29 protein-coding genes and 2 tRNA genes are annotated in these 26,481 nt (G+C 76.0%); 18 read left to right on the top strand and 13 right to left on the bottom strand.

Annotation, left to right across the window (positions count from 1 at the left end; translation table 11 throughout):
- Positions 1 to 79: 79 nt before the first annotated feature.
- Positions 80 to 901, top strand: coding sequence for a DedA family protein (locus PGB27_RS17545; protein WP_274201673.1), 822 nt, complete (start codon positions 80 to 82; stop codon positions 899 to 901).
- A gap of 3 nt (positions 902 to 904) precedes the next feature.
- Here the strand turns inward: PGB27_RS17545 and PGB27_RS17540 are convergent, their stop codons facing one another.
- Positions 905 to 1,705 (bottom strand): helix-turn-helix transcriptional regulator, encoded by an 801-nt coding sequence (locus PGB27_RS17540; protein ID WP_274201672.1) that lies wholly within the window; start codon positions 1,703 to 1,705, stop codon positions 905 to 907.
- Between the two features lie 104 nt (positions 1,706 to 1,809).
- Between PGB27_RS17540 and PGB27_RS17535 the strand changes: the two genes are divergently transcribed.
- The 3 genes from PGB27_RS17535 (at position 1,810) to PGB27_RS17525 (ending at position 4,919) form a co-directional block, all read left to right on the top strand.
- Positions 1,810 to 2,637, top strand: coding sequence for a Rossmann-fold NAD(P)-binding domain-containing protein (locus tag PGB27_RS17535; RefSeq protein ID WP_274201671.1), 828 nt, complete (start codon positions 1,810 to 1,812; stop codon positions 2,635 to 2,637).
- A gap of 28 nt (positions 2,638 to 2,665) precedes the next feature.
- Positions 2,666 to 3,079: a pyridoxamine 5'-phosphate oxidase family protein gene (locus PGB27_RS17530; protein WP_274201670.1), complete on the top strand. Its 414-nt coding sequence runs from the start codon at positions 2,666 to 2,668 to the stop codon at positions 3,077 to 3,079.
- 130 nt (positions 3,080 to 3,209) lie between these two features.
- The gene (locus PGB27_RS17525; RefSeq protein ID WP_274201669.1) at positions 3,210 to 4,919 is read left to right on the top strand and encodes a heparan-alpha-glucosaminide N-acetyltransferase domain-containing protein; all 1,710 of its coding nucleotides are present in this window, start codon (positions 3,210 to 3,212) and stop codon (positions 4,917 to 4,919) included.
- A gap of 5 nt (positions 4,920 to 4,924) precedes the next feature.
- Here the strand turns inward: PGB27_RS17525 and PGB27_RS17520 are convergent.
- A tRNA-Ile gene (locus tag PGB27_RS17520) sits at positions 4,925 to 4,999 on the bottom strand.
- 334 nt (positions 5,000 to 5,333) lie between these two features.
- Here PGB27_RS17520 and PGB27_RS17515 point away from each other — a divergent pair.
- The 6 genes from PGB27_RS17515 to PGB27_RS17490 all read left to right on the top strand — a co-directional run bounded on the left by PGB27_RS17515 (position 5,334) and on the right by PGB27_RS17490 (position 12,495).
- Positions 5,334 to 5,525: a hypothetical protein gene (locus tag PGB27_RS17515; RefSeq protein WP_274201668.1), complete on the top strand. Its 192-nt coding sequence runs from the start codon at positions 5,334 to 5,336 to the stop codon at positions 5,523 to 5,525.
- Positions 5,526 to 5,738: 213 nt separating this feature from the next.
- Positions 5,739 to 5,876 (top strand): hypothetical protein, encoded by a 138-nt coding sequence (locus PGB27_RS17510; protein ID WP_274201667.1) that lies wholly within the window; start codon positions 5,739 to 5,741, stop codon positions 5,874 to 5,876.
- Between the two features lie 46 nt (positions 5,877 to 5,922).
- Positions 5,923 to 6,543 carry a hypothetical protein gene (locus tag PGB27_RS17505; protein ID WP_274201666.1) on the top strand — a complete coding sequence of 207 codons (621 nt, stop codon included), beginning with the start codon at positions 5,923 to 5,925 and terminating at the stop codon, positions 6,541 to 6,543.
- A gap of 53 nt (positions 6,544 to 6,596) precedes the next feature.
- Complete coding sequence (locus tag PGB27_RS17500; protein WP_274201665.1) at positions 6,597 to 8,243, top strand: alkaline phosphatase D family protein; 1,647 nt, start codon at positions 6,597 to 6,599, stop codon at positions 8,241 to 8,243.
- Positions 8,244 to 8,470: 227 nt separating this feature from the next.
- Positions 8,471 to 9,631 (top strand): metallophosphoesterase family protein, encoded by a 1,161-nt coding sequence (locus PGB27_RS17495; RefSeq protein ID WP_274201664.1) that lies wholly within the window; start codon positions 8,471 to 8,473, stop codon positions 9,629 to 9,631.
- Entirely contained in the window at positions 9,628 to 12,495 is a 2,868-nt protein-coding gene (locus tag PGB27_RS17490) for an AAA family ATPase (RefSeq protein ID WP_274201663.1), read from the top strand. The genes PGB27_RS17495 and PGB27_RS17490 overlap by 4 nt, the downstream gene beginning before the upstream one ends.
- Positions 12,496 to 12,527: 32 nt before the next feature.
- Here PGB27_RS17490 and PGB27_RS17485 read toward each other — a convergent pair whose 3' ends face one another.
- The 3 genes from PGB27_RS17485 to PGB27_RS17475 are packed head-to-tail and all read right to left on the bottom strand — an operon-like array spanning position 12,528 to position 14,654.
- Positions 12,528 to 13,052 carry a DnaJ family domain-containing protein gene (locus PGB27_RS17485; RefSeq protein ID WP_274201662.1) on the bottom strand — a complete coding sequence of 175 codons (525 nt, stop codon included), beginning with the start codon at positions 13,050 to 13,052 and terminating at the stop codon, positions 12,528 to 12,530.
- 13 nt (positions 13,053 to 13,065) lie between these two features.
- The gene (locus tag PGB27_RS17480; protein WP_274201661.1) at positions 13,066 to 13,746 is read right to left on the bottom strand and encodes a 4'-phosphopantetheinyl transferase family protein; all 681 of its coding nucleotides are present in this window, start codon (positions 13,744 to 13,746) and stop codon (positions 13,066 to 13,068) included.
- Positions 13,743 to 14,654, bottom strand: coding sequence for a metallophosphoesterase family protein (locus PGB27_RS17475; RefSeq protein ID WP_274201660.1), 912 nt, complete (start codon positions 14,652 to 14,654; stop codon positions 13,743 to 13,745). Before PGB27_RS17475 ends, PGB27_RS17480 begins: the two co-directional genes overlap by 4 nt.
- Positions 14,655 to 14,780: 126 nt before the next feature.
- Here PGB27_RS17475 and PGB27_RS17470 point away from each other — a divergent pair, with 126 nt between their 5' ends.
- The 3 genes from PGB27_RS17470 (at position 14,781) to PGB27_RS17460 (ending at position 17,093) form a co-directional block, all read left to right on the top strand.
- Positions 14,781 to 16,004: an adenylate/guanylate cyclase domain-containing protein gene (locus PGB27_RS17470; RefSeq protein WP_274201659.1), complete on the top strand. Its 1,224-nt coding sequence runs from the start codon at positions 14,781 to 14,783 to the stop codon at positions 16,002 to 16,004.
- Positions 16,005 to 16,100: 96 nt separating this feature from the next.
- A complete protein-coding gene (locus PGB27_RS17465) occupies positions 16,101 to 16,559 on the top strand; it encodes a hypothetical protein (RefSeq protein WP_274201658.1) in 459 nt (152 codons plus the stop codon).
- A gap of 3 nt (positions 16,560 to 16,562) precedes the next feature.
- Positions 16,563 to 17,093 carry a hypothetical protein gene (locus tag PGB27_RS17460; protein ID WP_274201657.1) on the top strand — a complete coding sequence of 177 codons (531 nt, stop codon included), beginning with the start codon at positions 16,563 to 16,565 and terminating at the stop codon, positions 17,091 to 17,093.
- Here PGB27_RS17460 and PGB27_RS17455 read toward each other — a convergent pair.
- The 3 genes from PGB27_RS17455 to PGB27_RS17445 all read right to left on the bottom strand — a co-directional run bounded on the left by PGB27_RS17455 (position 17,080) and on the right by PGB27_RS17445 (position 18,134).
- Complete coding sequence (locus tag PGB27_RS17455) at positions 17,080 to 17,637, bottom strand: hypothetical protein (RefSeq protein ID WP_274201656.1); 558 nt, start codon at positions 17,635 to 17,637, stop codon at positions 17,080 to 17,082. The two genes, PGB27_RS17460 and PGB27_RS17455, sit on opposite strands and share 14 nt — an antisense overlap.
- A 208-nt stretch (positions 17,638 to 17,845) precedes the next feature.
- The gene (locus tag PGB27_RS17450) at positions 17,846 to 18,037 is read right to left on the bottom strand and encodes a hypothetical protein (protein WP_274201655.1); all 192 of its coding nucleotides are present in this window, start codon (positions 18,035 to 18,037) and stop codon (positions 17,846 to 17,848) included.
- A 24-nt stretch (positions 18,038 to 18,061) separates the two neighbouring features.
- A tRNA-Asn gene (locus PGB27_RS17445) sits at positions 18,062 to 18,134 on the bottom strand.
- 120 nt (positions 18,135 to 18,254) lie between these two features.
- On the opposite strand from PGB27_RS17445, the gene PGB27_RS17440 reads away from it, so the two are divergent.
- Positions 18,255 to 18,533, top strand: a complete 279-nt coding sequence (locus PGB27_RS17440) for a hypothetical protein (protein ID WP_274201654.1) — start codon at positions 18,255 to 18,257, stop codon at positions 18,531 to 18,533.
- Between the two features lies 1 nt (position 18,534).
- Here PGB27_RS17440 and PGB27_RS17435 read toward each other — a convergent pair whose 3' ends face one another.
- Genes PGB27_RS17435 through dnaG form a run of 3 tightly spaced genes read right to left on the bottom strand, consistent with a single transcriptional unit; the run spans position 18,535 to position 21,775 of the window.
- Positions 18,535 to 19,305 carry a trans-aconitate 2-methyltransferase gene (locus PGB27_RS17435; protein ID WP_274201653.1) on the bottom strand — a complete coding sequence of 257 codons (771 nt, stop codon included), beginning with the start codon at positions 19,303 to 19,305 and terminating at the stop codon, positions 18,535 to 18,537.
- Positions 19,302 to 19,889: a hypothetical protein gene (locus PGB27_RS17430; protein ID WP_274201652.1), complete on the bottom strand. Its 588-nt coding sequence runs from the start codon at positions 19,887 to 19,889 to the stop codon at positions 19,302 to 19,304. The genes PGB27_RS17435 and PGB27_RS17430 overlap by 4 nt, the downstream gene beginning before the upstream one ends.
- Entirely contained in the window at positions 19,886 to 21,775 is a 1,890-nt protein-coding gene (dnaG, locus tag PGB27_RS17425) for a DNA primase (RefSeq protein WP_274201651.1), read from the bottom strand. Before dnaG ends, PGB27_RS17430 begins: the two co-directional genes overlap by 4 nt.
- Positions 21,776 to 21,867: 92 nt before the next feature.
- Between dnaG and PGB27_RS17420 the strand changes: the two genes are divergently transcribed.
- Positions 21,868 to 22,659 (top strand): SDR family NAD(P)-dependent oxidoreductase, encoded by a 792-nt coding sequence (locus tag PGB27_RS17420; RefSeq protein ID WP_274201650.1) that lies wholly within the window; start codon positions 21,868 to 21,870, stop codon positions 22,657 to 22,659.
- Between the two features lies 1 nt (position 22,660).
- On the opposite strand, the gene PGB27_RS17415 is transcribed toward PGB27_RS17420, so the two are convergent.
- A complete protein-coding gene (locus tag PGB27_RS17415; protein WP_274201649.1) occupies positions 22,661 to 22,999 on the bottom strand; it encodes a thioesterase family protein in 339 nt (112 codons plus the stop codon).
- A 136-nt stretch (positions 23,000 to 23,135) separates the two neighbouring features.
- Between PGB27_RS17415 and PGB27_RS17410 the strand changes: the two genes are divergently transcribed.
- The 3 genes from PGB27_RS17410 to PGB27_RS17400 are packed head-to-tail and all read left to right on the top strand — an operon-like array spanning position 23,136 to position 25,889.
- On the top strand, positions 23,136 to 23,915 hold the full coding sequence (locus PGB27_RS17410) for a CPBP family intramembrane glutamic endopeptidase (protein WP_274201648.1): 780 nt from the start codon (positions 23,136 to 23,138) through the stop codon (positions 23,913 to 23,915).
- On the top strand, positions 23,915 to 24,397 hold the full coding sequence (locus PGB27_RS17405) for a DUF1772 domain-containing protein (protein WP_274201647.1): 483 nt from the start codon (positions 23,915 to 23,917) through the stop codon (positions 24,395 to 24,397). Before PGB27_RS17410 ends, PGB27_RS17405 begins: the two co-directional genes overlap by 1 nt.
- 13 nt (positions 24,398 to 24,410) lie before the next feature.
- On the top strand, positions 24,411 to 25,889 hold the full coding sequence (locus PGB27_RS17400; protein WP_274201646.1) for an FAD-dependent monooxygenase: 1,479 nt from the start codon (positions 24,411 to 24,413) through the stop codon (positions 25,887 to 25,889).
- 6 nt (positions 25,890 to 25,895) lie between these two features.
- Here the strand turns inward: PGB27_RS17400 and PGB27_RS17395 are convergent, their stop codons facing one another.
- The gene (locus PGB27_RS17395; RefSeq protein WP_274201645.1) at positions 25,896 to 26,411 is read right to left on the bottom strand and encodes a gamma carbonic anhydrase family protein; all 516 of its coding nucleotides are present in this window, start codon (positions 26,409 to 26,411) and stop codon (positions 25,896 to 25,898) included.
- Between the last annotated feature and the right edge of the window lie 70 nt (positions 26,412 to 26,481).

The raw sequence follows: 26,481 nt of genomic DNA, 5'->3' as shown, positions 1-26,481 counted from the left end.
CCCGAGCCCCGCTCGGCCATCGTGGAGACCACACCGGGGAGGAGCTCCCGGGGTCACCGATCGGGGACGGAGCGAGACCATGACGGGCGCGGGCGCCGACACGAGTCGCGAGCAGCAGGGCGAGCAGACCGAGCCCGCGCCGGCGCCGAAGCGCTTCCGGTGGCGGACCGCGGACTACTCGGCCGAGGAGATCGCGCAGGCCAAGAAGGCCTGGCGCGACGCCATGCCGTGGGACCACCCGATGTCGCGTGGCGACAAGGTCCTGGTCCTCGCGACGCTCGGTGTCCTCGCCGCGATGGCGGCGACGATGCCGCTGCGCCCGTTCCTGCTGGCATCGCACCCCACCGCGCTCGCCGCCCTCACCGGCAGCCTCTCCGCGACCGGCGCGGGCGCCGCGTTCGCCCGGATCGGCGAGGGGAACCTGTGGCTGGTGATCGCCGCCGGGACCTTCGGCATGATCAAGTTCGACTGGCTGTTCTGGCTGGCCGGACGCCGGTGGGGCGAGAAGATCATCGCGCTGTGGGCGCCCGGGGACATGGCCCAGCGCGTCGTCGCGAGGATCCGCTCGGCCCCGAGGTGGGTCACCGCGCTCGCCGTCGTCGGGGCGTCGCTGCCCGGCGTCCCGGGGGCCGCGGTGTTCGCCCTGGCCGGTCTCGGGCGCGTGCGGCTGCTGCCGTTCCTGGTCCTCGACGCCCTGGGCGCGGCGCTCATGACCGGCCTCGTCGCCGGGCTCGGCTACGGCATCGGCCAGCACGCGGTCGACGCCGTGCTCACGATCGACAGGTACGCCCTGTGGATCACCATCGGCCTCATCGTGCTGGTGTCGGTGAGGTCCGGCGTGCGCTCGCAGCGGGAGCAGAAGGCGAAGCAGGCCACCGCCGAGCCCGAGACCCCGGCCTGACCGTCAGCCCGGGGCCGTCGAGGGCTCGGCGCGGCGCATCGCGCTCGGGGCCCGACCGCGGTGGCGGTGGAACGCGGTGCTGAAGCTGAAGGGGTTGGCGTAGCCGACGCGGCGGGCGACCGCCGCGACGGTGGCGTCGGGCTCGGTGGCCAGGGCACGTTCGGCGAGGTCGAAGCGGTGCTCGCGCAGGTAGGACAGCGGCGACGTGCCGACCTCCTCGCGGAACCGGCGGGCGAACGCCGCCCGGCTCACCCCGGCACGCGCGGCGAGGCGCGCGACCGTCCAGGCCCTGGAGGGGTCGTCGTGGATGGCGGCGAGCGCGGCGGCGACGCCGGGATCGGTGGCCGTCACCTCCGCGGCCGCCTCGGCGAGGACGTCGCGCACGGTGTCGGTGACGAGCCAGTCGAGCAGGCGGGTGGAGACGACGTCGCTGGTGGGCGCGGCGTCGAGCTGGTCGGTGACGCGCTCGACGAGCAGACGACAGAACTCCGAGTCGGCACGCACGACCGCGCGCGCGGGCAGCAGCGCCAGCCGCTGCGCGGCGCCCCGCAGCGCGAACTCGGCGACGAGCAGCGTCACGCCCTCGTCGCCGACCCGGGCGGCGAGGCGGCCGGCACCGCGCAGGAGGACGGCGTCGCCGGGGTGGAGCGCGCCGTCGCCGAGGTCCGCCTCCCCGCGCGCGACGGCGACGAGGGCCCAGCGGTCGCCGGTCGGGACGGTGGCCCGGCCGGGGGCGAGCGCGTCGGCACGCAGGGCGGGCTCCTCGACGCGGACCGTCCCGAGCAGCGCGTCGATCGTCCCCACCTCCTCGAGGTTAGACGCTGTCGGGGGTCGAGCGTGGACGCTCGCGAAGGTGCCGGAGCGTCGCGCCGATGGGCAGGACGACGACCGCGGACGAGCCTGGGGTCATGGCAGACGATGTGGCGGTCCTCGCCGGGACGGGGAAGTCGGGCCGGCGCCTCGCGGCGGCGTTGCGCGTCGCGGGGCACCGGGTCCGGGCGGCGGGACGACGGGGCCCGGTGCGGTTCGACTGGGACGAGCCGGCGACGTGGGCCGGGGTGGTCGACGGCGCCGACGCGCTCTACCTCGTGGCCCCGTACCGCGACCCGACGCCGATCGCGCCGTTCGTCGACACCGCGGTCGCCGCCGGCGTCCGGCGCCTGGCGATGATCTCCGGGCGCGGTCTCGAGCACTTCGACGGACGCTTCGGCGACACGATGGTCGAGGCGGAGCGCGCGGTCGCGGCGACGGGGCGGGGCACGGTCCTGCGCGCCTCGAACTTCGTCCAGAGCTTCACCGAGGACGCGCTCGGGCCCGGGGTGCGGTCCGGGCGGCTCGCGCTGCCCGCGAAGGCCGAGGTGGCGGACGCGTTCGTCGACCTCACCGACGTCGTCGCCGTCGCCGCGCACGTCCTGACCACGCCGGGCCACGAGGGCCGGACCTACGAGCTGACCGGGCCCGCGTCGCTGTCGTTCGGCGAGGCCGTCGACGTCATCGCGGCCGCGACCGACCGCGACATCCGCTACGAGGCGCTCGAGCCCGACGCCTACGCCGCCGAGCTGCGCGCCGACGGCGCCGACGAGGCGACCGTCGAGGAGCTCGTCGGGCTCTTCGCGATCATGAGCGAGGGCCACCTCGACGCCGTGGGCGACGACGTCCCGCGCCTCCTCGGCCGGCCCGCGCGCCCCTTCCGCGAATGGGCCGTCGAGCAGGCCGCGCTCGGCGCCTGGCACTGACCACCGTCCACCGACCCGGAGGCCCCCGATGCTCAGCGACGACGACCGCGCCCTGCTCGACCGCCCGCTGCACGGGCTGCTGACGATCCCGCCCGCCCCCGGGCGCCTGCCCGCACCCCGGCCGGTGTGGTTCGAGGCGACGCCCGAGGGCGGGGTCCAGCTGTTCTCGCTCGCGAGCTCGCCCAAGATCCGCCGCCTGGAGGCCGACCCCCGGGCCACGTTCGTCGTGGTCCGGCCGACGGGCGAGACCGAGGGCTGGGTGTCGATCGAGGCGGACGTGACCGTGCACCACGACGGCGCCAAGGAGCTCGCGGACCGGCTGGCGCAGCGCTACTGGGACGACCCCGACTCCGCGGAGCACCGCGCGACCGCGGCGGAGTGGGCGGACGAGGCGGACATCCGGCGCATCGTCCTGCACCCGCGCCGCGTCACCCGCGTCTGAGCACCCTTGCCCCGAGGTGACAGAACCCTGACCTGGGTGGCCGACCTCTGTGCCCGCGGCGGTGATTCTGCGGCGTCCCGGATCGGCGGACGCTCGTGTGGTCACCGCCGCCGGGCGCGAAGGAGCCCTGATGATCACCACCGAGCCGCCACGTCCGCGGACCCCGGGCCCGACCGGCGCGGTCACCGACCGCTTCCCGGCGCCGCGTCCGCCGGCGGGTCCGGGGGTGCGGCCGGGAGCGGGCCCGGCGGCGCGTCCGCGGACGGTCGACGCGCCCACGGTGGCGTTCACCCCGACCCGGCCGGTCCCCGTGGTCACGACGCCCGCCGCGTCCCGACCCGCGCGTGTCCGCGGGGTCGACGTCGCCCGGGGTCTCGCGCTGATCGGGATGATCGCCGCCCACACGCTGCCCCTGTCCGAGGGCGACCAGCCCACCCTCATCGGGCGCCTGGTCAACGGGCCCGCCGCGGCGCTGTTCGGCGTCCTGGCGGGGCTCTCGGTCGCACTGCTGACCGGCCGGCGCCGCGTGGAGCCGGGCACCGAGGCCGCCCGCCGTCACGCCCTGCGCCTGGTGGTGCGGGGCCTCGCGATCGGCACGATCGGGCTCGCCCTCGGTCAGGCGGAGCTCGGCAGCATCGACGTGATCCTCACCTACTACGGCGTGCTGTTCGTGCTCGCCGTCCCGCTGGTGCTCCTGTCGACCCGCGTGCTGGCCGCCCTCGGCGCGGCGCTCGTCGTCGTCGCCCCTGTCACGAGCCACCTCCTGCGGGCACAGCTGCCGCCCACCGAGCTGCTCGACCCCTCGTTCACGCTGCTGGTCACCGACCCGGCCGGCCTGCTGACCACCCTGCTGTTCACCGGCGCCTACCCGGTCTGGCCGTGGCTCGCCTACCTCTGCGTGGGCATCGCCGTCGGACGTCTGCGCCTCGACCGCACCCGCACCGCGACCGCCCTCGCCGTCGGTGGCGCAGCGCTCGCGACGGTCGCCGCCGTCTCCTCGACGCTGCTGCTGCAGGTCGCCGGCGGGCTCGGGCAGGTCCTCACCGCCCCCGGCACGGACCCCGCGGAGCTCGCCGGCCTGTTCGTCGAGGGACCGAACGGTGTCACGCCCGCCTCGAGCTGGTGGTGGCTCGCGGTGTCCCTGCCGCACTCCTCCACCCCGTTCGACCTCGCCCGCACGATCGGGACCTCGCTGGCGGTGCTGGGCCTGGCGCTGCTGCTCGACCGCCTGGTCGCCCGCACCGCGGACCGCACGTCCGGCCGCGTCCTCGGCGCGGTCCGGGGCCCGCTCGCGGCGGCCGGGTCGATGACCTTGACCTTCTACGTCCTGCACGTCGTCGTCACCGGGCTGGCGTCGGGGGCCGACCCCGGGGCGCTCTTCCTCGTGCAGGTCCTCGGCGTCCTGGCCGCCGGGATGGTCTGGCAGCGGTTCCTGGGACGCGGCCCGCTGGAGGCCGGCGTGGCCAGGCTCGTCGACGCGGTGGCCCCCGCCCCGTCGAAGACGGAGGCCACGACCACTCGTGCTCGCGTCGGTGCCCTGCTCGCGTCCGCCCTCGCCATCGGCGCCCTGCTCGTCGCCGTGGCCGCCGGCGCCGGGGTGGCGCTGGCCTTCCCGTCGACGGGCGACGCCGCCACCACGAGCTCGGACTCCGAGACGGCCGAGGAGGAGCCCGCCGACGCGGGCACGTCCCCGGACGCCGGGACCCCCGGTCCGGGCGCCACCGCCGACGACCCCGCGGCCGACGACGCCGCGGACGCGACCGACGGCACCGGCGGCACCGACACCTCCGACGCCACCGGGTCCGGGGACACCGGGACCGAATCGGGCGAGGACGGCTGAGCGGGTGGGGCAGGTCGGGCTCGAACCGACGACCTGACGGATTATGAGTCCGCTGCTCTGACCAGCTGAGCTACTGCCCCCCGGGTGCCGCGCGCCGGTGCGGGCACGGCGGGGCGAGCGTACGACACCCCGCGCAGGGCCCCGGCGAGCCCGCACGACGTTTCATCGACGTGAACCCCCGTGACGTCGACGTGATCTTCCCGAGATCCTCGCGAGGACCACCCGGAAGGCCCTGGACATGGGCGTTCGGTCGCGCGGCGCAGCCGAGCCGTCACAGCCCGCGTGATGATCTCGTTACCGAGTCCCGGAATGGGCCGTTCTGGCTTGAACCGGACGCCGGAGGCCCGCGATGGTTCGGCCGTTCGGGTCAGCCGGACCCGGACGGTCACACCGTCCTGATCGGGAAGGACTCCCATGAAGAAGAGCACGATGCGCCTCGCGTTCGCCGCCGTCGCCGTCCCCGCCGCCGTCACCGGCGTCGCGGCTCCCGCGGCCAACGCGGCCGAGCTGGCGCCGTACGCGCACCAGCTCGACAAGGACGTCGCGGCCACCGAGGCCGAGGTCGGCGCCGCCCTGGACGCCCTGGGCCTCGCCGCCGCCGAGTGATCGGCCGAGTGATCACCCGACACCACGTCGGGCAGCACGACCAGCAGTGACGCAGTAGAGAGCCGCTCCCCACAGCAGCTTCCGCGAGGGCCCGGGTCGGGATCGACCCGGGCCCTCGGCGCGTGGGGATGCGCGAACCTCCGACAACCCTGGACATCGCGGGGTTCGCCGACGACGCTGGTGGCACGTCACCCCGGACACTCGGAGGCCGCCATGCGCCTGGGACGTCGACTCTCCGCCGGCATCGCCGAGGACCCGCCCGCCCCCGCAGCGCCCGAGGCGCCCGCGGCCGAGGAGGTCCTCGAGGACACGGATCAGCGTGAGCCGGCCGAGCAGCTGGTCGATCGCTAGGCACCGGCCGGAGGGCCCGCTCACGGGGTACAAGATCGCGTACCCGATGATCTCCGCGGACTCGCGCCGCGGGGGCTTCAACGGCGTCGCGCTGGGCCGCTCGCAGGTCTACGGCGCGGTCGCCGACGCCGTGTGCATCCAGAGCCCGCGGCACCGCTGCCCGTCGTCGTGGTGCGACTGCGGCTTCTACTGCTTCCACGCGCGTGACGACGCCCGGGACCTCGCGTGCGACCCGCAGTACCAGCACTGCGTGCTGCTCGAGATCGCGGCGTCGGGCCGCTTCGTGCGCTACGAGCTGGGCCTGCGCTATGCGCGCCAGACGATCCGGTCGGTCCAGCTGGGTCGCTGCGGCTGCGGCCGGGCCGCGACGGCGCTCGCCGACGGCGGGCCCGGGATCGTCGGCTGGCGACGCCTGCACCCGGTGTGCGGGCTGTGCGCGGGGCCGCGTCCCGTGCTGACCCCGGAGGCGTTCGGGGTGCTGCTGGGACACGTGCCGGTGCAGGCCGAGGACACCACCGAGGACGGCCTCGCCCCGCTCGCGGGGGTCGGCGGGGAGGTCGACGAGGCCACGCTCGTGCCGCTGCTCAGCGCCGAGGTGGCTCTGCTGCAGGCGCGCCTCGACCAGGTCCAGAGCCGCCTGGAGCAGCTGACCCACCGTTCGGACTGATCGCGGCGCGTCGTCACGTGGCCGCGGACGGGCGCCCGGTGTAGGCAGGGCGGGTGACGTCCCTCGAGCTGGGCCCCGTGCTGCGCCACGTCGGCACCACCACCGCCACGATCTGGGTCGAGACGAGCGAGCGCTGCACGGTCGAGGTGCTCGGCGCGTCCGCCCCGACCTTCCAGGTCTGCGGGCAGCACTACGCGCTCGTCGTCGTCGACGGCCTCGAGCCCGGGACCGTCCGGCCCTACGAGGTGCGCCTCGACGGCGAGCTCGTGTGGCCCATCGAGGGCACGTCGACGCCGCCGAGCTATCTGCGCACGCGCCGCGAGCGCACCGACGAGCCCGAGACCGGGCGCCTGCGGTTCGTCTTCGGCTCCTGCCGCTACCCGCCGACGGACGACCCCGAGCTCGAGGCCTCGCTCGGCATCGACGCGCTCGACGCGTTCGCGACGCGGCTGATGGACGAGGTCACCGCCGCCGACGACCCGGCGACGGTCCTGCCCGACGCCCTGTGCCTGCTCGGCGACCAGGTCTACGCCGACGAGATCACCCCGCGCACCGAGCGCTGGATCCGGGCGAACCGCGACCCCGATGCCGAGGACGGGCCTGGCCTGGAGATCGCGAACTACGGCGAGTACGCCCACCTCTACAGCGAGTCGTGGACCGACCGGGAGCTGCGCTGGCTGCTCTCGACGGTGCCGACGGCGATGATCTTCGACGACCACGACGTCCGCGACGACTGGAACACCTCGCAGACCTGGCGCGAGCAGATGGCGGCGAAGCCGTGGTGGCCGCAGCGCATCCGGGCCGGGCTCGCGTCGTACTGGGTCTACCAGCACCTCGGCAACCTCGACCCGGAGTCGCGTGACGCCGACCCGCTCTACCGCAAGGTCCTCGAGGCCGACGGCGACGTGTTCGCGATGCTCGCCGACTTCGCCGCCCGCGCCGACGCCGAGGTCGGCGAGCCCACCGGCGTGCGCTGGAGCTACCGCTGGGACCTGGGGCGCACCCGGCTGCTGATGGTCGACTCGCGCTGCGCCCGGGTGCTCAACGCCGAGAACCGGCTGATGATCAACGACCACTCGTTCGCCTGGATCGAGGAGAACGCGTCGTCGCCGGACGAGGAGGTCGACCACCTGCTGCTCGGCTCGTCGATCCCGTGGCTGATGCCGCCGGCCGTCAGCCACGTCCAGTCGCTCGACGAGTGGGCCGCGTCGCGGGGCAGCAAGCTCGCCGAGACCGTGCGGCAGGCCGTCGACCTCGAGCACTGGCCGGCCTTCCGCGCCTCGTTCGACAGGCTCGCCGACCTCGTCCGCGGGGTGGCCTCGGGCCCGTCGGCACCGGCGACGGTGTGCGTGCTCTCCGGGGACGTCCACCACAGCTACGCCGCCGAGGCCCGCTACCCCTCCCCCACCCGCTCGCGGGTCTACCAGCTGACCTGCTCGCCGGTCCGCAACGGCGTCCCGTGGTTCATGGAGTACGTGTTCGCGCTCGGCTGGTGGCGGGGCCTGACCAACGCCCTGGGCCGCGTCGCGCGGGCGGCGGGGATCGGGGACCTGCCGCTGTCCTGGTCGACGATCGGCGGGCCGTGGTTCGGCAACGCCGTGTCGACGCTCGAGGTCAGCGGCCGCGACGCGCGCGTCCGCGTCGAACGCTCGGGCAGCCGCGGCGGGCTCGAGGCCGTCGCCGAGCTCCCCCTGACCTGACCTGACCTGACCCCACCGGACCTGACCTGGGCGGCTGGGGTTGCCAGCCTGGCGTCCACGCTGTCACTGAACGCCAGGAAACCCACCCGCTCGATCCCGCCCGAGAAACACGGAACCGCGGGAGCGGCGGCTGCGTCGAACCCTGTGCCGGATCGGGTGCGTGTCGGTGCCCGTCCGGGCCGTGGCGTCGTTCTACGGTCAGGGGTCGAGCAGCGGAGGGAGCAGGCGTGCGGTTCGTGCACACCGCCGACTGGCAGCTCGGCATGACGCGACGGGTCCTCGGGGCCCGCCCGCCGAAGGAGGCTGCGGGCGGGCTCACCGGCGAGGCCCAGGCCCGCTTCGCCCAGGCCCGCCTCGACGCCGTGTCCACGCTCGGGCGCCTCGCCGACGAGCGGGACGCCGCCTTCGTGCTCGTCTGCGGCGATGTCTTCGAGTCCAACCTCGTGGGTCCCGACGTCGTCGCCCGCGCCTGCGAGGCGCTCGCCTCGTTCCGCACGCCGGTACTGCTCCTGCCCGGCAACCACGACCCCGCCGACGCCGCCTGCGTCCTGCGCCGGCCCGACTTCGTGCGCCGCTGCCCGCCGCACATCACGGTGCTCGACACCCCCGGCGTGCACGAGGTCGCGCCGGGCGTCGAGGTCGTCGCCGCGCCGTGGCGGTCCAAGCACCCGCTGACCGACCTCGTCGGCGAGCAGCTCGCGGCCCTCGACCCCGCGCCACCGGGCACGCTGCGGGTGCTGGCCGGGCACGGCGAGCTCGACGTGCTCGACCCCGATGACGACGAGCCCGCCCGCATCCGCCGCGACGGGGTGCTCGCGGCGCTGGCCGACGGGCGGGTGCACTACGTGGCGCTCGGCGACCGGCACTCCACCTGGGCCGACGCCGTCGACGACCGCATCCGCCACCCCGGGACGCCCGAGGTCACCGACTTCGACGAGGTCGATCCGGGCCACGTCCTGGTCGTCGACCTCGACGAGCACGCCGCGCGGGTCTCGGTGGAGACGGTCGGGAGGTGGCGCTTCGTGCGCCACGACGCGGGCCTCGACGGCGACGACGACCTCGACGCGCTCGACGCCCGGCTCGCCGCGCTACTCGACAAGGAGCGCACGGCGGTGCGGCTCGCCCTGGTCGGCACGCTGTCGCTGCGCCAGCGCAGCCGGCTCGACGACCTGCTCGCCGCCCACGGCCACGCCTTCGCCGCGGTCGAGGTCCTCGAGCAGCACTCCGACCTCGCGACGGTCCCCGACGACGCCGACCTCGACGACCTCGCGCTGCACGGCTTCGCCCGTGACGCCGCCACCGACCTGTTCGCCGCCGCCCGCCGCGACGACGCCGAGGCCCGCGACGCCCTGCGCCTGCTCCACCGGCTGGTCGGGAGCCCGCGATGAGGCTGCACCGTATCCGCCTGCGCGACTTCCGCGGCGTGCACGACCGCGAGGTGGCGCTCGCCGAGCGCGGGGTCACCGTGCTGCAGGGCGACAACGAGGTGGGCAAGACCTCCACGGTGGCCGCGCTCGACCTGCTCTTCGACGCCGCCGACTCCTCGCGCCGTGCCGACATCCGCGCCGCGCAACCGGCCGGGGTCGACGCCGGGCCCGAGGTCGAGGCCGAGGTGTCGACCGGCCCCTACCGCTTCGTCTACCGCAAGCGCTGGCTGCGCCGCCCACGCACCGAGCTGCACGTCCTCGAGCCCGCCCGCGAGCAGCTCACCGGCGCGGACGCGCACGCCCGCGTGACGGCGATCCTCGACGAGACGATGGACCGCGTGCTCTGGCGCGGGCTGCGCGTCGAACAGCACACCGCCGTCGGCCAGGCCGACCTCGGCGGCCAGGACGCCCTGACCCGCGCGCTCGACCGCGCCGCCTCGGGGGCCGCGCGCCCCGACCCCACCGCCGACGACGGACTCGTCGAGCGCGCGGTCGAGGAGCTGCGCCGCTACCGCACACCCAGCGGCCGGGCCACCGGCGAGCTCCGAGCCGCCGAGGTGCGCCTCGCCGACGCCGAGACCGAGCACGAGCGCTGCCGGGCCGCGCTGGAGGCGGTGGAGCGCGACGTGGCGGCCCGCGACCGGCTCGACGCCGACGCCGCGGGCGTCCGCAGCCGCCGCCTCGCCCACGCCGCCCAGGTCGCCGAGCTCGAGGACCGCTGGGCGGGGCTGCAGTCGCGGCTGCGGGAGGTCGAGACGGCGCGCGGCCGCGCGGTGCTGGCGCGCGAGCGCGCGGAGACCGCCCGCGAGCGGCGGGAGGCCCGCGACGCGCTGGTCGCCGCGGTCGAGGCCGACGCCGCGGTGGTCGAGCGCGCCGAGGAGGCCCGCGACGCCCACGACGCCGAGCACGTCGCGGCCCGCGAGGAACGCGACGTCCTGCGCGCCGCCGACACCGCGGCTCGCGGGGAGGCGGCGGCCGCGCGCCGGGCCGCCGACGACACCGCCCGGGCCGTGTCCGCCGCCCGCGACCGCGCGGAGCTCGCCGACCTCGCCGAGCGCCTGCGCCGGGTCGAGGAGGCCGAGTCCGGGCTCGCCGCGGCCGAGCGCGTGCTCGCGACCGCCACCGTCGGCCCCGACGACCTCGACGCGCTCGAGGACCTGGCCCGCGACCTCCTGCGCGCCGAGGCCGCGCGTGATGCCGCCGCCACGCGGGTCGAGCTGATCGCGCCGGCCGAGCTGACGGTCGTCGTCGACGGCGAGCCGGTGACGCTCGCGCCCGGCCGGACGCAGAACCTGCCGGTGGCGGGGTCGCGGGCGGTGTCGGTGCCCGGGGTGCTCGACGTGCGCGTGCGCCCCGGCCACGACGAGGCCGGCCGCGACGACGCCGTGCGCGCGTGCGCCCGCGCGCTGGACGAACGCTGCGCGGACCTGGGCGTCGCCGACCTCGAGGCCGCCCGCGCCGCCCGCCGCCGCGCCGACGAGGCAGCCCGGCGCGCCGCGGAACACCGCGCCGCGCGCGACCGCGAGCTCGCGGGCCACGGCAGCACCGCGGCCCTGCGCGAGGCCCAGGACGCGGTGCGGGGGCGGCTGGGCGAGGACGACGGCGTCGGACGGGGCGACGACCTGTTCTCGATCGCCGAGCCCGCCGCCGTCGAGCCCGTCGGCGCCGACCTCGCGGCGCTGCGGCAGGCGTCCGACGCCGCCCGCGTGGCCGCCGACGACGCCGTGCGCCGGGCCGACGAGGCGGGGGCGGCGTGCCGGGCGGCCGAGGACGCGGTGCGCGGGGCCGAGACGCGCGCCGCGGTGCTCGCCGAGCGGGCGGCCGACGCGCGCCACGCCCACGCGCGCCGGGCCGAGGAGCTGCGCGCCGCCCGCGCCGCGGAGCCGGACGCCGACCTCGCCGCCGCCGAGGAGGATCGCCGGGCCCGGGCGCGGGAGGCCGAGCGGGAGCACGAGTCGCTGGCCGCGGCCCTCGCCGACGACGACCCCGACACCGTCGAGGCGCGGGTGGTCAACGCGCGGGCGGTCGACGAGCGCCTCGCCGCCGAGGCCGCTCGCCTCGAGCGCGAGCACGCGGAGACCACCGGGCGCCTGCAGGCCGCGGGCCTCGAGGGCTGGCACGACCAGCTCGCCGCCGCCGCGACCGAGCTCGAGGCCGCGGTGCGCGACCACGACGCCGTCGCCCGCCGGGCCGCCGCGGCGCGCCGCCTGCACGAGACCCTCGCCCGCCACCGCGACCGGGTCCGCCGGTCCTACGTCGCCCCGTTCCGCGCGCAGGTCGAGCGGCTCGCGCGGATCGTGTTCGGGCCGTCGCTGTCGCTGGAGATCGACGAGGACCTCCGCATCACCCACCGCACGCTGCACGGCACGACGGTGGCGTTCGGCGCGCTGTCCAGCGGCGCGCAGGAGCAGCTCGGCCTGTGCGCGCGCCTGGCGTGCGCCGCGCTGGTGGACCCCGCCGACGGGGTGCCCGTGGTCATCGACGACGCCCTCGGCCACACCGACCCCGAGCGCCTCGCCCGCCTCGGCGCCGTGTTCACCGCGGCGACCGCGGCCGAGGGTGCGGCGCAGGTCGTGGTGCTCACCTGCACCCCGGAGCGCTACCACGGCATCGGCGCGGCCACGGTCGTCCCGCTCGCCCCGTCCCGGCGACCGGACGACCGCGACCACCGCGACGACCGCGACGACCGCGACGACCGCGAGCACCGGGACGATCGGCACGACCACCACCCCGACGAGCACGACGTGGCGCCCGCCGGCGAGGACACCCCCGCCCGCACGCCGGGCACGGTCGTCGACCTGCCCCGCACCCCGCGCGCCGGCTGATCCGACGCCGCCTCAGCCGCGTCCAGCAGCCGTCAGCCGCGCCCCAGCAGCCGCCGCCACCACGACCGCCGCGGCGCCGGCACCCGCGCGGCCGGCTCCACCGCCCGCTCCCCGACCGGCTCACCCGGTCCGGCCCGCTCCCGCGCCCCCCGGCCCCGCGCCCGCTCCTCCCGCCAGCGCGCCACGATCTCGTCGGAGCGCGGCATCGGCACCGCGACCTGGGGCCCGTCGGGGAACCGCAGCCAGGCGGCCACGCGCGCGGCGAGGGCGGCGACGGTGTCGCGGACCTCGCGCTCGGTCTCCATGTCCCGCACGGTCTCCGCCAGACGGTCGATCTCGCGGCGCAGCCGCAGCGGCGTCGGCAGCAGGACGTCGTTCGGGATGCCCTCGCGCTCGAGGTACGAGCGCAGCCACCAGTTCTCCTCGTACGGGCGGTTCAGCCCCGGCAGGGGTCGGCCGGCGCCGCGCAGCCCGTCGAACTTGCCCTCGTCCTGGGCGTCGCGGATCCGCTGCTCGACGACCGACTCGTAGCGCTCCCAGTAGCCCTCGTCCCGCATGGCACCCCCGACGCTACGACCCCGACGCCGGCAGGGCGACCGCGGTGATCACCAGCCCGTCGCGCACCACCCAGCGCCCGGCGAACCCCGTCACCTCGCGCCCGTCCACCACCGGCCCGGGCACCCGCAGCCCGGCCCGGAACGTGCCGTCGGCCGCCGGGACGAGCTCGGCCTCCTCGAACCCCAGCCAGCGCCCGGTCAGCGGGAACCACGCCTTGTAGACGCTCTCCTTGGCGCTGAACAGGAGCTTGTCCCACCGCACGTCCGGGACGTCCCGGGCCAGCGCGGCGAGCACCGCCCGCTCGCCCTCGTCGGACACCGCCTCGAGCACGCCGTCGGGTAGCGCCACGTGCGGCTCGGCGTCGAGGCCGACGCTGCGGACCTCGTCGCGCCAGGCCACCGCCGCGCCGCGGAACCCGGCGCAGTGCGTGATCGCGCCGACGACGCCGTCGGGCCAGATCGGGGCGCGCTTCTCCCCCACCGGGATCGCCACGGCCGGGGCACCGAGCCGGCTCAGCGCGTCGCGCGCGCAGGTCCGGGCCGTCGTGAACTCCGCGCGCCGGGTCGCGACCGCCCGCTCCACGGCGGCCGCCTCCTCGGGCGCGAGCACGGCGGACGGGTCGTCGTCGGCCCGGGCCACCGCCACGACGGTCCGCGGCAGGAGCTCCCCGAGCGCGTCGGTCGGGGCCGTCACGACCGCGCCCAGGTGGCGCGCTGCCCGGCCGCCCACGCGGTGAACGGGTCGGGCTCGGCGGCCTCGCGCCCGGGCAGGATCTCCCGCAGCGCGCCGCGGACGAGCCCGTGGCGCTGCCACTCGCGCGGGTAGCCGACCGAGACCTCCTCGCAGCGCACGCCGTCCTCCCAGGTCGTGCGGGGGATGTGGAGGTGGCCGTAGACGACGGCGGCCGCGTCGTGGCGCACGTGCCAGTCGGCGGTGGCGGTCGTCCCGCACCAGAGCGCGAACTCGGGGTGGCGCAGGATGCGGGTGGGATGCGGGGTCAGTGGCCAGTGGTTGACCAGCACCGTCGCCATCCCGGACGGCCGCTCGGCGAGGCGCGCCTGGGTGCGCGCGAGGCGGTCGGCGCACCAGGCGGCGGGGTCGGGGAACGGGTCGCTGGACATGAGGATCTCGTCGGTGCACACGACGCCGGCCTCGCGGGCGACCTCGAGCGCGGCCTCGTTCGACCAGTCCTCGGGGATCGACGGCGGTCGGACGCTGTAGTCGTAGAGCAGGAACATCGGGCAGACCAGCGCCGGCCCTCCCTGGCCGTCCCACACGGGCCACGGGTCCTCGGGCGTCAGCACGCCGAGCCCGCGGGCCGCCTCGACGAGGTGGTCGTAGCGGGCCGGTCCCACGAGGTCGACCTCGTCGCCCGGCGGCGTCCACAGTTCGTGGTTGCCCGGCACCCAGATGACGCGCGCGAAGCGCTCGGCCAGGACGCCGAGGGCCCAGGTCACGGTGTCGACGCGGTCCCCCACGTCCCCTGCGACGATCAGCCAGTCGTCCGGGTGGGTGGGGTGCAGCTCGCGGACCAGGTCCTCGTTCTCCGAGCGGTTGACGTGCAGGTCGCTCGTGGCCAGCAGGCGCGGGCCGCTGCTCATGGGTCCTCCCGATCTCCCGACCCGTCCACGGTACGGACCTCGCGGGGACCCGTCCGCGCCGTCGTGAGCCGTCTCCCACCGGGAGCACGAGATGTCCGCTCCGGGCGCCGCTGGCAAAATGGGTCGGTGCCGCCGCGCCACCGCCCGTCACTGCCCCTGCCGGCGCGTCTGCGCTCGGTGATGGCCGAGGGCGACTACGAGCGGGCCGGGCTCCTCGACGGCCTGACCGGCGACGACCGGCGCACGCGGATCTCGGTGCTGGAGTCGCTCGCGGCCGACGGGGTCGCGTTCGACACGATGCGCGACGCCATCGCGCGCGACCGCCTCGGGCTGCTGCTGCTCGAACGCACGCTGCGTCCCGACGACGGGCACTCGCTCACCGACGTCTGCCGCCTCGCCGACGTGGACCTCGACGTCGTCCGGCGCTGGTTCCAGGCCCTGGGGCGCCCGCTCGCGCCCGACCCCGACGACCCGATCTACACCGACGAGGACGTCGAGATCGCCGAGCGCATCCACCGGTACCGCAGCCTGGGCTTCAGCGACGAGGAGATGATGCCGGTCGTCCGGGCGATCGGACGGGGCGTGCTCAACATCGCCGACGCCCTCGGCGGGCTGCTCGGCGAGGCCCTGCTGAGCCCCGGTGAGCCCGAGCCGGAGATGGCGCTGCGCTATGCCACCGAGGCCCGTCGCATCGTCGAGGAGGACTCGCTCCACCTCGTCCACCTCGTCGCCGCCGCCCTCGCCGACCGCATCCGCTCGCACGCGCTGGCCGTCGAGGAGACGAGCGCGGGCCGGCTGCAGGGCGCGCAGGACGTCACGGTCTGCTTCGCCGACCTCGTCGGGTTCACCGACCTCGGCGAGTCCGTGTCCGCGGTCGAGCTGAGCGAGGTCGCCGAGATGCTCTCGGCGTGCGCGACGGAGGTGGTCACCTCGCCGGTGCGGCTGGCGAAGGTCATCGGCGACGCGGTCATGCTCGTCTCCCCCGACCCGACCGCGCTGGTCCACGCCGCCGTCGCGCTCGTCGAGGCCTGGTCCGACGCGGACGACGGGCGCCCCGCGCTGCGGGTGGGTGCCGCCAAGGGCATCGGGGTGCCGCACGCGGGCGACTGGTTCGGGCCGCCGGTCAACCTCGCCAGCCGCGTCACCGAGACGGCGCGCCCGGGCGAGGTGACGGTGACCGCGGCCGTCCACGACGCCGTCCTCGCCGCGACGCCGGAGGGGGTCGAGCCCATCCGCTTCCGCACCGCCGCGCCGCGCAAGTTCAAGGGTGTACGCGGAGCGCAACGGCTGTACAGGGTGCAACGTCGCTCGTCCGGGGCCAGCGCAACGGCACGCGCACCGATCCGGTGAAGTAGGCCGTTCGTCCGATTGTCAGCTACGTCATCCGGACTACCTCCGGTCCGGAACGTCGGGAACGACCGACGTCCGGCACAAGGAGCGATCGACGTGGAAACGAAGACCAAGAGGCGTCTCGGCGCCATCGTCGGGGGGATCGCGCTCGCCTGCGTCGCGGGCGTCGCGCTCGCCGCGTGGCTCTCCAGCGGGGCCGGCACGGCCGAGGGCACCTCGACCCAGGCCGTCAGCTCGACGATCACGCCGCAGGACCGTGCGGCCGGCCTCTACCCCGGGGCGACGACGACGGCCACCGTCAGGGTCGACAACCCGAACCCGTACCCCGTGATCGTCACCGCGATCTCGCCCGGCAGCTCGAACGCCACCGGCGACGGCTGCCCCGCCGGCACCGTCACCACCGGCGGACTGACCAGCCCCACCGGCACGATCCCGCCGGGCGGCACGGGCACGTACACGCTGCAGGCGAAGATGATCGCCGACCCGGCGAACTCCTGCCAGGACCAGACGTTCGTGCTGCCGCTCACCGCGAGCCTGGCCTCCGCGGCCACCTGAGCCGTGTCCCCCCTCGGACGCGCTCGCTGGTCGTCCGGGCGACGGGTCTCGTGGCGGTGGTGGGCGCGCCGCCTGCCGACCGTCGGCGTCGTCGGTGTCGCCGTCGCCGTCCTGCTGGGCGCCGGGCTCGCCTCGGCCGCCTGGCTGTCGAGCGGCGGCGGCGCCGCGTCGTCGCGGGCCGGCCAGGCCCTGCCACCGACGGCGACCGCGGTGCCCGGCACCGCGTTCACCACGAGCCTGCTCTACCCGGGCACCAGCGGCGACGTGAAGCTCACCGTCACCAACCCGAACGCCTACCCCGTCACGGTCACCTCGGTCGCCCCCACCGGCGCCCCGACGGCGGCCGGCGGTGTGGGGACGTGCGCGACCACGGGCGTCAGCATGACGACGGCATCGCCGGGGACCGCGATCCCGGCGAACGGGTCGGCGACGGTGACGCTCGCCGGCGCGGCGTCGATGACCAGCGCCTCGGAGACCGGATGTCAGAACGCGACCTTCACCATCCCCGTGACCGTCGCGATCACGAGCGCATGAGCCGGCGCGGGATCGTCGCCGCCCTGGTCGTCACGCTGCTGCTCGCGGGCGGCGGCGTGGCGACCGCGGCGTGGCGCAGCACCAGCACCGGCACCGCGTCGGCGCGCGCGGGCCAGATCGGCACCCCGACCGGCGTCGCGATCGGCACGGTCACGTGCACGACGAGCGGCCTGGTCACCACCGCGACCATCCCCGTGAGCTGGAACGTCGTGAGCGGGGCGGGCCAGTACACGGTCGAGTCGAGCCGCCTGCTGACCATCGGCGTGCCGCCGACGAAGACCGTCACCGGCACGTCCACGACGCTGACCACCACGACGACGCTGACCGGCATCACCGTGCGGGTCACCGCGAGCGCCGGCAACTGGACCAGCGCCCCGAGCGCGCCGGTGACGAAGCAGGTGACGTGCTCCGGCACCACCACGAGCACGACCACGACACCGCCCGCGACACCGCCCACGACGACCACGACCACCGGCCCGGCCCCCACCACGGCGCCGGCGCCCACCACGACGACACCGGCCACGCCGACACCGACCACGACCACGCGCTGACCAGGGCGGAACGGCTCGCGATGATGGTGGGCCGGAGGGCCCGCTCCCCAGCTGCCTGGTCCGGCCCACCATCTCGCCGTCGGTGCCCCCCGGGGCACCGGACCGCCGGGACGTCGTCACCGGCTCGGAGCAGAGCGTGCCCACCGCGGGGTGGTCGGCACCAGGGCACCGCGCCCAGGTTCACTCGACTCGGGGACGGATTCACTCGACGTGGTGAATCCAGACGCCCGCCTCCGGGCTCGTGCGCGCCGCAGTCCGTCCCCGGCGCTCCACCGTCGCCGACGACGAGGCGTGGCCCGCCGACTGACCGGTGAGGCGGTGGCGCGGCGCGCCGAGCACCAGCGCCGTGCACCCCGCGACCGACGTCGAGAACGGGGGCGCGCACCAGGCCATCGTCGCTGTGACCTGGGGGAAGGGCTCCTCCGACTGGACTCGAACCAGTAACCCTTCGGTTAACAGCCGAATGCTCTGCCGATTGAGCTACGGAGGACTGCCGACGTCCGACTCTCCCGGCCGGACTGGGTACACGTTACCGCACGGGGCTCACCGCCCCTCCCCGCGGGGTGGGGCAGGATGGGCCCGCACGAGACGTCGCGGAGGAGAACGCCTGATGATGATCCCGTTCCTGCTGGGTGCCGGTGTGGGCTACGTGCTCGGCACGCGGGCCGGGCGCGAGCGCTACGAGCAGATCTCGCGCGCCTACCGCCGCGTGGCCGACCACCCGAGCGTCCAGGGGGCGGCCGGCGTGGCCCGCGCGAAGGCCGGCGAGGCCGTCCAGACCGGCGTGGCGATGGCCCGCGAGCGGGTGGCACCGTCGGGTGGCGCCGCGGGCGGAGGCGGTCAGCCGTCGGCGCCGGGCCGGTCCACCACCAACGGCACCGGCCGGTAGGTCAGGCGCCGAGCACCGCGAAGACGCGCCGGAACCCGAACCACGTGACGCCGGCGTCGTCGGGCGGGTAGGCGTCGCGCAACCGGGGCGCGAGGTCCGCGCGCAGGCGCTCCCACCCGGCGTCGTCGAGCACGTCGCGCACCGGGCGCAGGGTGGTGCCCGCGATCCAGTCGCCGACCGGGTCGTCCCCGGTGAGCGGGTGCAGGTACGTCGTCTCCCAGCAGTCGACGACGCCGCCGGGGCGGGCCACCGCCAGCAGCCGCGCGTAGTCCGCGGGCTCGCCGACGCCGTAGCCCGGCAGGCCGTCCGGCACGAGCGCGGCCCACGCCGGGCTCGCCAGGAGGTCGCGCGGGATCGTGTGCGACGGCGAGCGCTCGTTGCCCGGCACCTGCACCGCGAGCCACCCGCCCGCGGGCAGGTCCGCCGCCCAGCGGGCCAGGAGCTCGCGGTGCTCGGGCACCCAGTGCAGCACCGCGTTGCTGACGACGACGTCGGTCTCCGGGCCGGGCGCGAAGTCGCGGACGTCGGCGAGCTCGGCCGCCACCCCGTTCTCCCGCGCCGCGGCGACCATGTCCGGCGACGCGTCCGACGCCCGCACCCGCGCGTGCGGCCACCGCTGCGCGAGCAGGCCGGTCAGGTGCCCCGGCCCGCAGCCGAGGTCGACGACCTCGCGCGGCCCCGGCGTCCCGATCCGCGCGACGAGGTCGAGGAACGGGCGGGCCCGGTGGTCGTCGTGGCGGCGGTAGAGCGCCGGGTCCCAGGTGAGGGTCACGGCTCGCGCGCGTCCCCGAGGTCCCGGCTCCGCTCCGCTGCGCGTCCCGCCCGCAGCTTCTCCCCCACCCCGGCCGCCACGGTGCGCACGACCTCCGGGTCGGTGCCGGGGTCGGGGCGCACGTGCAGGACGATGGCCCCGCCGGGCACGCGCCGCTGGACGAACCATGCCCCGCCGTCGCCGAGGTCGTGGTGCTGGCTGTCCTTGACCGCCGCGGTGACGCGCCGGTGCACGGTCTCCGGGAGCCTGCCGGGCGCGGTCAGCGGCACGCGGCGCGCGGCACGGTCGGCGAGCACGATCACGCCGCCCGCGAGCTCCTCGACCTCGTCGGCCTCGATCACCTCGAGCGCGCCGCCCGCCCACGTCGCCTTGGTGACGAGGTGCCACGCGACGCGCCGCGCCCCGTCGCCCGAGGCCGCGGGCGGCAGCCAGAGCCCGAGGTCGGTCGCCAGCACGATCGACCCGCGCGGCCCCCGGCCGTCGGCGATCACCCGCTCGCCGTCGTCGAGCGTGCCCGTGAAGCCCTCGGGCACCGGCTCGCGCCCGGTGAGCAGGGCGGTGAGGCGGTCGAGCACGCCGCTCACAGCGAGACCGCCCCGGTGGCCTGGTCGCGCAGTGCCTTCTTGTACTGCTCGAGCGCGACGAGGTCGCCGTAGAGCTCGTGGTACTCATCGGCGTCGTTGATCGGCGAGAGCCGCTGCAGCCGCGACTTGATCTCCGAGACCTGGCGCTCGACGAGCGTGCCCTGCAGCGCGCTCATCATCGAGGTGATGTAGCGGTGCTCGTCGGGCTCGCGGGTCTGGAGCGGCTCGACGGCCAGCTCGTGCACGAGCGAGCGGTAGCCGCTCGGGACCTCGGCGCCGACGGCCTCGATCCACGCCGAGCCCGACCACCCCGCCGACGTGCCCCCGGCGGCGAGCACCGCCCGGTGCACCGCGAGGTAGGCCGCGTCGTTGAAGGCGTCCTCGGGCAGCGAGTCGTACAGCGGGCCGGCGAGCGCCGGTGCCTGCAGCGCGGCCTTGAGCACCTCGCGCTGCACGCGCAGGCGCGGGTCGTCGCGGGCGGGCAGCGCGGGCCCGTCGGTGCCGCGGCCCTGGGGCCTGCGTGGTGCCCGGCGGGCGGGGGCGTCGACGGGCGCGCCGGCGGTCTCGCGCACCCGGCGCACCACCTGTGCCTCGTCGGTCCACCCGACCCAGCCCGCGAGCCGGCGGGCGTAGCCGTCGCGCAGGTCCTCGCGGCGGATGCGGGCGACCTCGGGGACGGCGCGCTGCAGCGCCGCGACCTGGCCCTCGACGGTGCCGAGGTCGTGCTCGTCGAGGATCGCCCGGATGATGAAGCTGAACAGCGGGGCGCGCTGGGCGACCAGGTCGCGCAGCGCGATCTCACCCCGCCGTTGCCGCAGGTCGCAGGGGTCCATGTCGTCGGGGGCGACGGCGATGTAGGTCTGGGTGGCGAACTGCTGGTCGCCCTCGAACGCCTTGCGCGCCGCGGCCTGCCCGGCGGCGTCGCCGTCGAAGACGTAGATGACCTCGCCGCGGTCGAACGAGTCGTCCATGAGCAGGCGGCGCAGCACCGCCACGTGCTCGTCGCCGAACGCCGTGCCGCAGCTCGCGACGGCGGTCCTCACGCCGGCGAGGTGCATGGCCATGACGTCGGTGTAGCCCTCGACGATCACCGCCTGGCGGGTCTTCGCGATCTCCCGCTTGGCCTTGTCGAGCCCGAAGAGCACCTTCGACTTGTGGTAGACGGGCGTCTCGGGGGTGTTGAGGTACTTGGCCTCGATGCGGTCGTCGTCGAACAGCCGCCGCGCGCCGAAGCCGACGACGTCGCCGCCGAGGTCGCGGATCGGCCAGAGCAGGCGCCGGTGGAACCGGTCCATGTAGCCCCGCTGGCCGGGCCGCGAGAGCCCCGCCTTCTCCAGCTCCTCGAGCGTGTAGCCCTGGGCGAGCAGGTGCTTGGTGAGCTTGTCCCACCCCGACGGCGCGAACCCGCAGCCGAAGTCCTCGGCCGCGGCCTGGTCGAAGCCGCGCTCGGCGAGGAACTCGCGGGCCTTCTGGGCCTCCCCCGGGGCGCGCAGCTGCTCGGCGTAGAACTCCGCGGCGAGCTTGTTCGCCGCGAGCAACCGGGTGCGCGTGCCGCGGTCCTTCTGGACGCTCGACCCGCCACCCTCGTACGTGAGGCGGTAGCCGACCCGGTCCGCGAGCTTCTCCACCGCCTCGACGAAGCCCAGCTGCTCGATCTTCATGATGAAGTCGATGACGCTGCCGCCCTCGCCGCAGCCGAAGCAGTGGAACGTGCCGTGGGTGGGGCGCACGTTGAACGACGGCGTCTTCTCGTCGTGGAACGGGCAGAGCCCCTTCACCGACCCGGCGCTCGCGCGGCGCAGCGCGACGTACTCGCCGACGACCTCGTCCACCCGGTTGCGGTCGCGCACCTCCGCGATGTCCGCGTCCCGGATGCGCCCCGCCATGCCCCTGAGTGTAGGGACCCGCTGCGGGAAGGTCGGCGCGCATCGGTCGGTTGCCTCCTCCAGCACGTCAGCGACGCCGAGGAGGCAGCACCATGCAGCTCGACCTGTCCGGACGGACCGCGCTGGTCACGGGCTCGACCGGGGGCATCGGGCGGGCGATCGCCGTCGACCTCGCCCGCGCCGGGGCGCGGGTGGTCGTCAACGGCCGGGGCCGGGAGCGGGTGGACGAGGCCGTGGCCGCGATCCGCGAGGAGACCGGCGGCGAGGTCGTCGGGGTCGCCGCCGACGTCGCCACCGCCGAGGGCGCCGAGGCCCTCGCGGCCGCCGAGCCCGACGTCGACGTGCTGGTCAACAACCTCGGCATCTTCGGCGCGCAGCCGGCGCTGGAGATCAGCGACGACGACTGGCGCCGCTACTTCGAGGTCAACGTGCTGGCCGCGACGCGCCTCATCCGCACCTACCTGCCCGGGATGACCGCCCGCGGCTGGGGCCGGGTGCTCGACATCGCCAGCGACTCGGCCGTCGTCATCCCCTCCGAGATGATCCACTACGGGATGTCGAAGACGGCCCTGCTCGCGGTGTCCCGCGGGTTCGCCAAGGAGGCCGCCGGCACCGGCGTCACCGTCAACTCCGTGATCGCCGGCCCCACGCACACCGGCGGCGTCGAGGGGTTCGTGCGCGAGCTCGTCGGCGACGACCTGCCGTGGGACGAGGCGCAGCGCCGGTTCATGATCGAGTACCGGCCGCAGTCGCTGCTGCAGCGCCTCATCGAGCCCGAGGAGATCGCGCACCTCGTCACGTACCTGGCCTCGCCGCTGGCCTCGGCCACGACGGGCGCGGCGGTGCGCGTCGACGGCGGGTACGTCGACTCGATCGTGCCCTGAGTCAGGACGAGAACGCCGCCCGGTCCACCACGACGCGGTCGATCTCGCCGTCGGCGACGTAGTGCCCGTCGCCGTCGATGGCGCTGACGTCGAAGGTGAGCCGGTCGCCGTCGGTGGTGAGGGTGGCGTAGACGTCGACGACGCCGCCGACCGGCGTCGGGCGCCGGTGCCGCACGCGGATCGCCGCGCCGACGGTGGTCTGCTCCGGCGCCAGGCGCGAGGCGGCCTCGGCCACGGTCTCCGCCTCGAGCCACGCGATCAGCCGCGGCGTGCCGAGCACGGGCACGTCGCCGCTGCCCAGGGCGATCGCGGTGTCGTCGTCGCTGACGGTGTACCTCATCGCGGCGATCGTAGGGGCGGGTGCGCCTCCGGCGCACCGCTGTCGAGCCGGTCCGGTTCACCCCGCGCGGGTGGTGCGGCCCGCGCCGTCCGACCTCACCCTGCGGCCGTCCGGCAGTGCGGCGGGAGGTCCTGCCATGGTCACGGCGAGCGCGCCGCCGACCCCCGACGGGGCGGCCCGCGACGCCGCCGTGCGCGGCGCCCGGGCGTGGGGGCGCTTCCTGGTCGGGTTCCTCGTGCTCTGGGGCGTGCTCCAGGCCGTCGCGACCCTCGACCCGACCGCGCGGTGGGGCGTCCTGCTGCTCGCGGCGGTCCTCGTCGCGGCGGTGGTGGTCGAGGAGGTGTTCCACGGTGTCCGGCCCCGCGTGGCGCTCCGCCGCCTCGGGCTCGGCCGGACCCGGGCCCGCGTCCTCGGGCTCGCCGCGGGCGTCTCGGCCGCCGTCCTGCTCGTCTATCCGCTGACCTCGCTCGTCACGGGCGCGACGGTCGCCCTGCGCCCCGGCTGGCCGTGGCTGCTCGTCGGGGTGTTCGCCCTGCACGGGCTGGCCGAGGAGATCGTCTGGCGGGGCTACGCCTACCGCCGGCTGCGCCGAGGCCGCTCGTTCTCCGCCGCCGTCGCGTGGACGATGCCGCTGCTCGCGGCGACGCACCTGCCGATCCTCGTCACGTCGGGCGTGGCGGTGGGGCTCGGGGCGATGGCCGTCGCCGCGGCGACGTCGATCCCGCTCGCGTACCTCTTCGAGACCGGGCGCGGCACGGTGTGGGCGCCGGCCGTGCTCCACACCGCGATCGACTCCTTCAAGCTCGTCGTCATCCCGGCCGGAGCCGTGACGACCTTCTCGCTGCTGCTCGTCGCCGTCTCGCTCGTCGTGCCGCTGCTCGCGCTCGCCGTGCCCCGCCGCGTCCTGGAGGCGTGATGCTCGCCGCGCTCGGGCTCGTCGCCGCCGTCGTCGCCACCGCCCTGTGGTCGGGGCTGCTGCTCATGCTCACGACGATCCTGCACCCGGTGTACGGCAGGCTGGACGCGCCCGGCTTCGCCGGCGGCCTGCAGCGCTTCCTGCCCGTCGCCCAGCGCTCCCCCACCAACTACGGGCTCCTCGCCGCCATGGTCCTCACCCCCGTGGTCGCCCTCGTCGGGCTGCGGGCGGACCCGGGCGGGGCTCCGTTCGTGCTCACCGCGACCGGTCTCGCCCTCGTCGTCGCCGGACCCGTGCTGACCTCGCGGTTCGCGGCCGAACCGAACTACGCGGTGATCCTCGCGTGGGACGCCGCCGACCCCCCGGCGGACTGGCGCGACGCCCGCGGGCGCTGGCTGCGCGTGAACTGGCTGCGCGCCGCGGCGACGTGGGCGGCGCTCGCGCTGTTCGTCGTGGCGACCTGGCTGTACCTCGTCCCCTGACCGGAGGAGCACCGTGGAGACCACCGACGTGGCCGTGGTCGGCGCCGGACCGACCGGCCTGATGCTCGCGACCGAGCTCGCCCTGGCCGGGGTGCGCTGCCGGGTGCTGGAACGACGGACGGAGACGCCCGACACCACCCGCGCCTTCGCGGTGCACGCCCGCACGCTCGAGCTCCTCGACGCCCGCGGGATGGCCGACGAGCTGCTCCCGCGGGGCGTGCCGATCCGCGAGATCACCCCGACGTCCGGCGCGACGATCGACCTCGGCGAGATCGACTCGCGCTACCCGATGCTGCTCATCGTGCCGCAGAGCGGGACCGAGCAGGTCCTCGAACGGCGCGCCCACGAGGCCGGCGTGGAGATCGTCCGCGGCGCCGAGGTGACCGGGCTGCGCCAGGACATCGTCCACGTCGTCCTCGAGCTCGCCGACGGCACCGAGGAGACCGCCCGCTACGTCGTGGGCTGCGACGGCGCCCACAGCGCGGTCCGCCGCCTGCTCGGCGTCCCGTTCACCGGCACCGAGTACGCGACCCACATCCTGCTCGCCGACGTCCGGCTCGCCGCACCGCCGCAGGGGGCGATGTTCGCCGAGACGGGACCGGCCGGCGCCGTGGTCGTCATCCCGTTCGGCGACGGCTGGTTCCGCGCGATCGCGTGGGACCGGCAGCGCGAGCAGGTGCCGCTGGCCGAGCAGGTGCCGCTGGCCGAGCCGCTGCCGATGGACGAGGTGCGCGAGGCGTTCGTGCGGATCGCCGGGACGGACTTCGGGATGCTCGAGCAGCGGTGGAGCACGCGGTTCCTCAGCGAGCGCCGGCAGGCCGCGCAGTACCGGGTGGGGCGCGTGCTGCTCGCCGGCGACGCCGCGCACGTGCACTCCCCGCTCGGCGGGCAGGGCATGAACACCGGGATCGGCGACGCGGTGAACCTCGGGTGGAAGCTCGGCGCGACGGTGCAGGGGTGGGCGCCGGCGTGGCTGCTCGAGAGCTACGCGACCGAGCGCCACCGGGTGGGCGCGCAGGTCCTGGCCCTCACCGACGCGTTCAACAACCTCGTGCTGGGCTACTCGCGCATCCGCAAGGTGCTGCAGCGGGTGGCGGTACGGACGATCGTGCGGGTCCCGCCGGCGCGGCGCGCGCTCGTCGGACGGCTGACCGGCATCGGCATCGCCTACCCCGCCGCCCGCGGCGCCCATCCCTGGACGGGCCGGCGCGCGCCCGACGTCGTCTGCGGGACCAAGCGGCTCTACGAGCTGCTGCGCGACGGGCGGTTCGTGCTCGTCGACGCGAGCGCGCTGGGGCTCGCCGCCGAGGCGGTGGCCGACGCCGCCGTCGTGCGCACGGCGCGGGCGACGCCCACGACACGGCGTCCCGACGTCCTGCTGGTGCGCCCCGACGGGTACGTCGCGTGGGCGGGCGAGGACACCCCGGAGCTCGCGGAGGAGGCGCGCGCGGCCGTGGCGCGGTGGTGCGGGACGGGGCTCCGGGTGGCGTGAGGCGCCTCAGGCGGTGGCGTCGCGGTGCAGGCCGAGCAGGTGGCGGTAGGCCGCGGCGCTCATCTGGATCATGGAGCGCTCGTCGTCGGTGGTCTCGCGGCGCACCTTGCCCGGGACGCCCGCGACCAGCGAGTTCGGCGGGATCACCACGCCCTGCGACACCACGGCGCCCGCGGCGACGATCGAGCCGCGCCCGATCGTCGCGCCGTTGAGGATCACCGCGCCCATACCGACCAGGCAGTCGTCCTCGACGGTGCACCCGTGCACGACCGCACGGTGCCCGACGGTCACGTTCGCGCCGATCGACGCCGGGAAGCCGGGGTCGGCGTGGATCACCGTGCCGTCCTGCACGGAGGTCCCCTCCCCCACCGTCACCGCCTCGGTGTCGGCGCGGACCACCGCCGTGTACCAGATGCCGGTGTCCTTGCCGATCGTCACGCGGCCCGCGACGACCGCGCCCGGCGCGACCCAGGCCTCCGCGTCGACGTCCGGGGTGTGACCGTCCACGGTGATCAGCTGCACGGGAGCATCCTCGCGGACCGACCGGTGGCAGCGCGAACGGGGCGTTCGTGCGCCTAGAAGCAGCGAACAG

The organism is Actinomycetospora lemnae (genome assembly GCF_028737315.1).
GTDB lineage: Bacteria > Actinomycetota > Actinomycetes > Mycobacteriales > Pseudonocardiaceae > Actinomycetospora > Actinomycetospora lemnae.
This window is presented reverse-complemented; position numbering and strand designations above follow the sequence as displayed.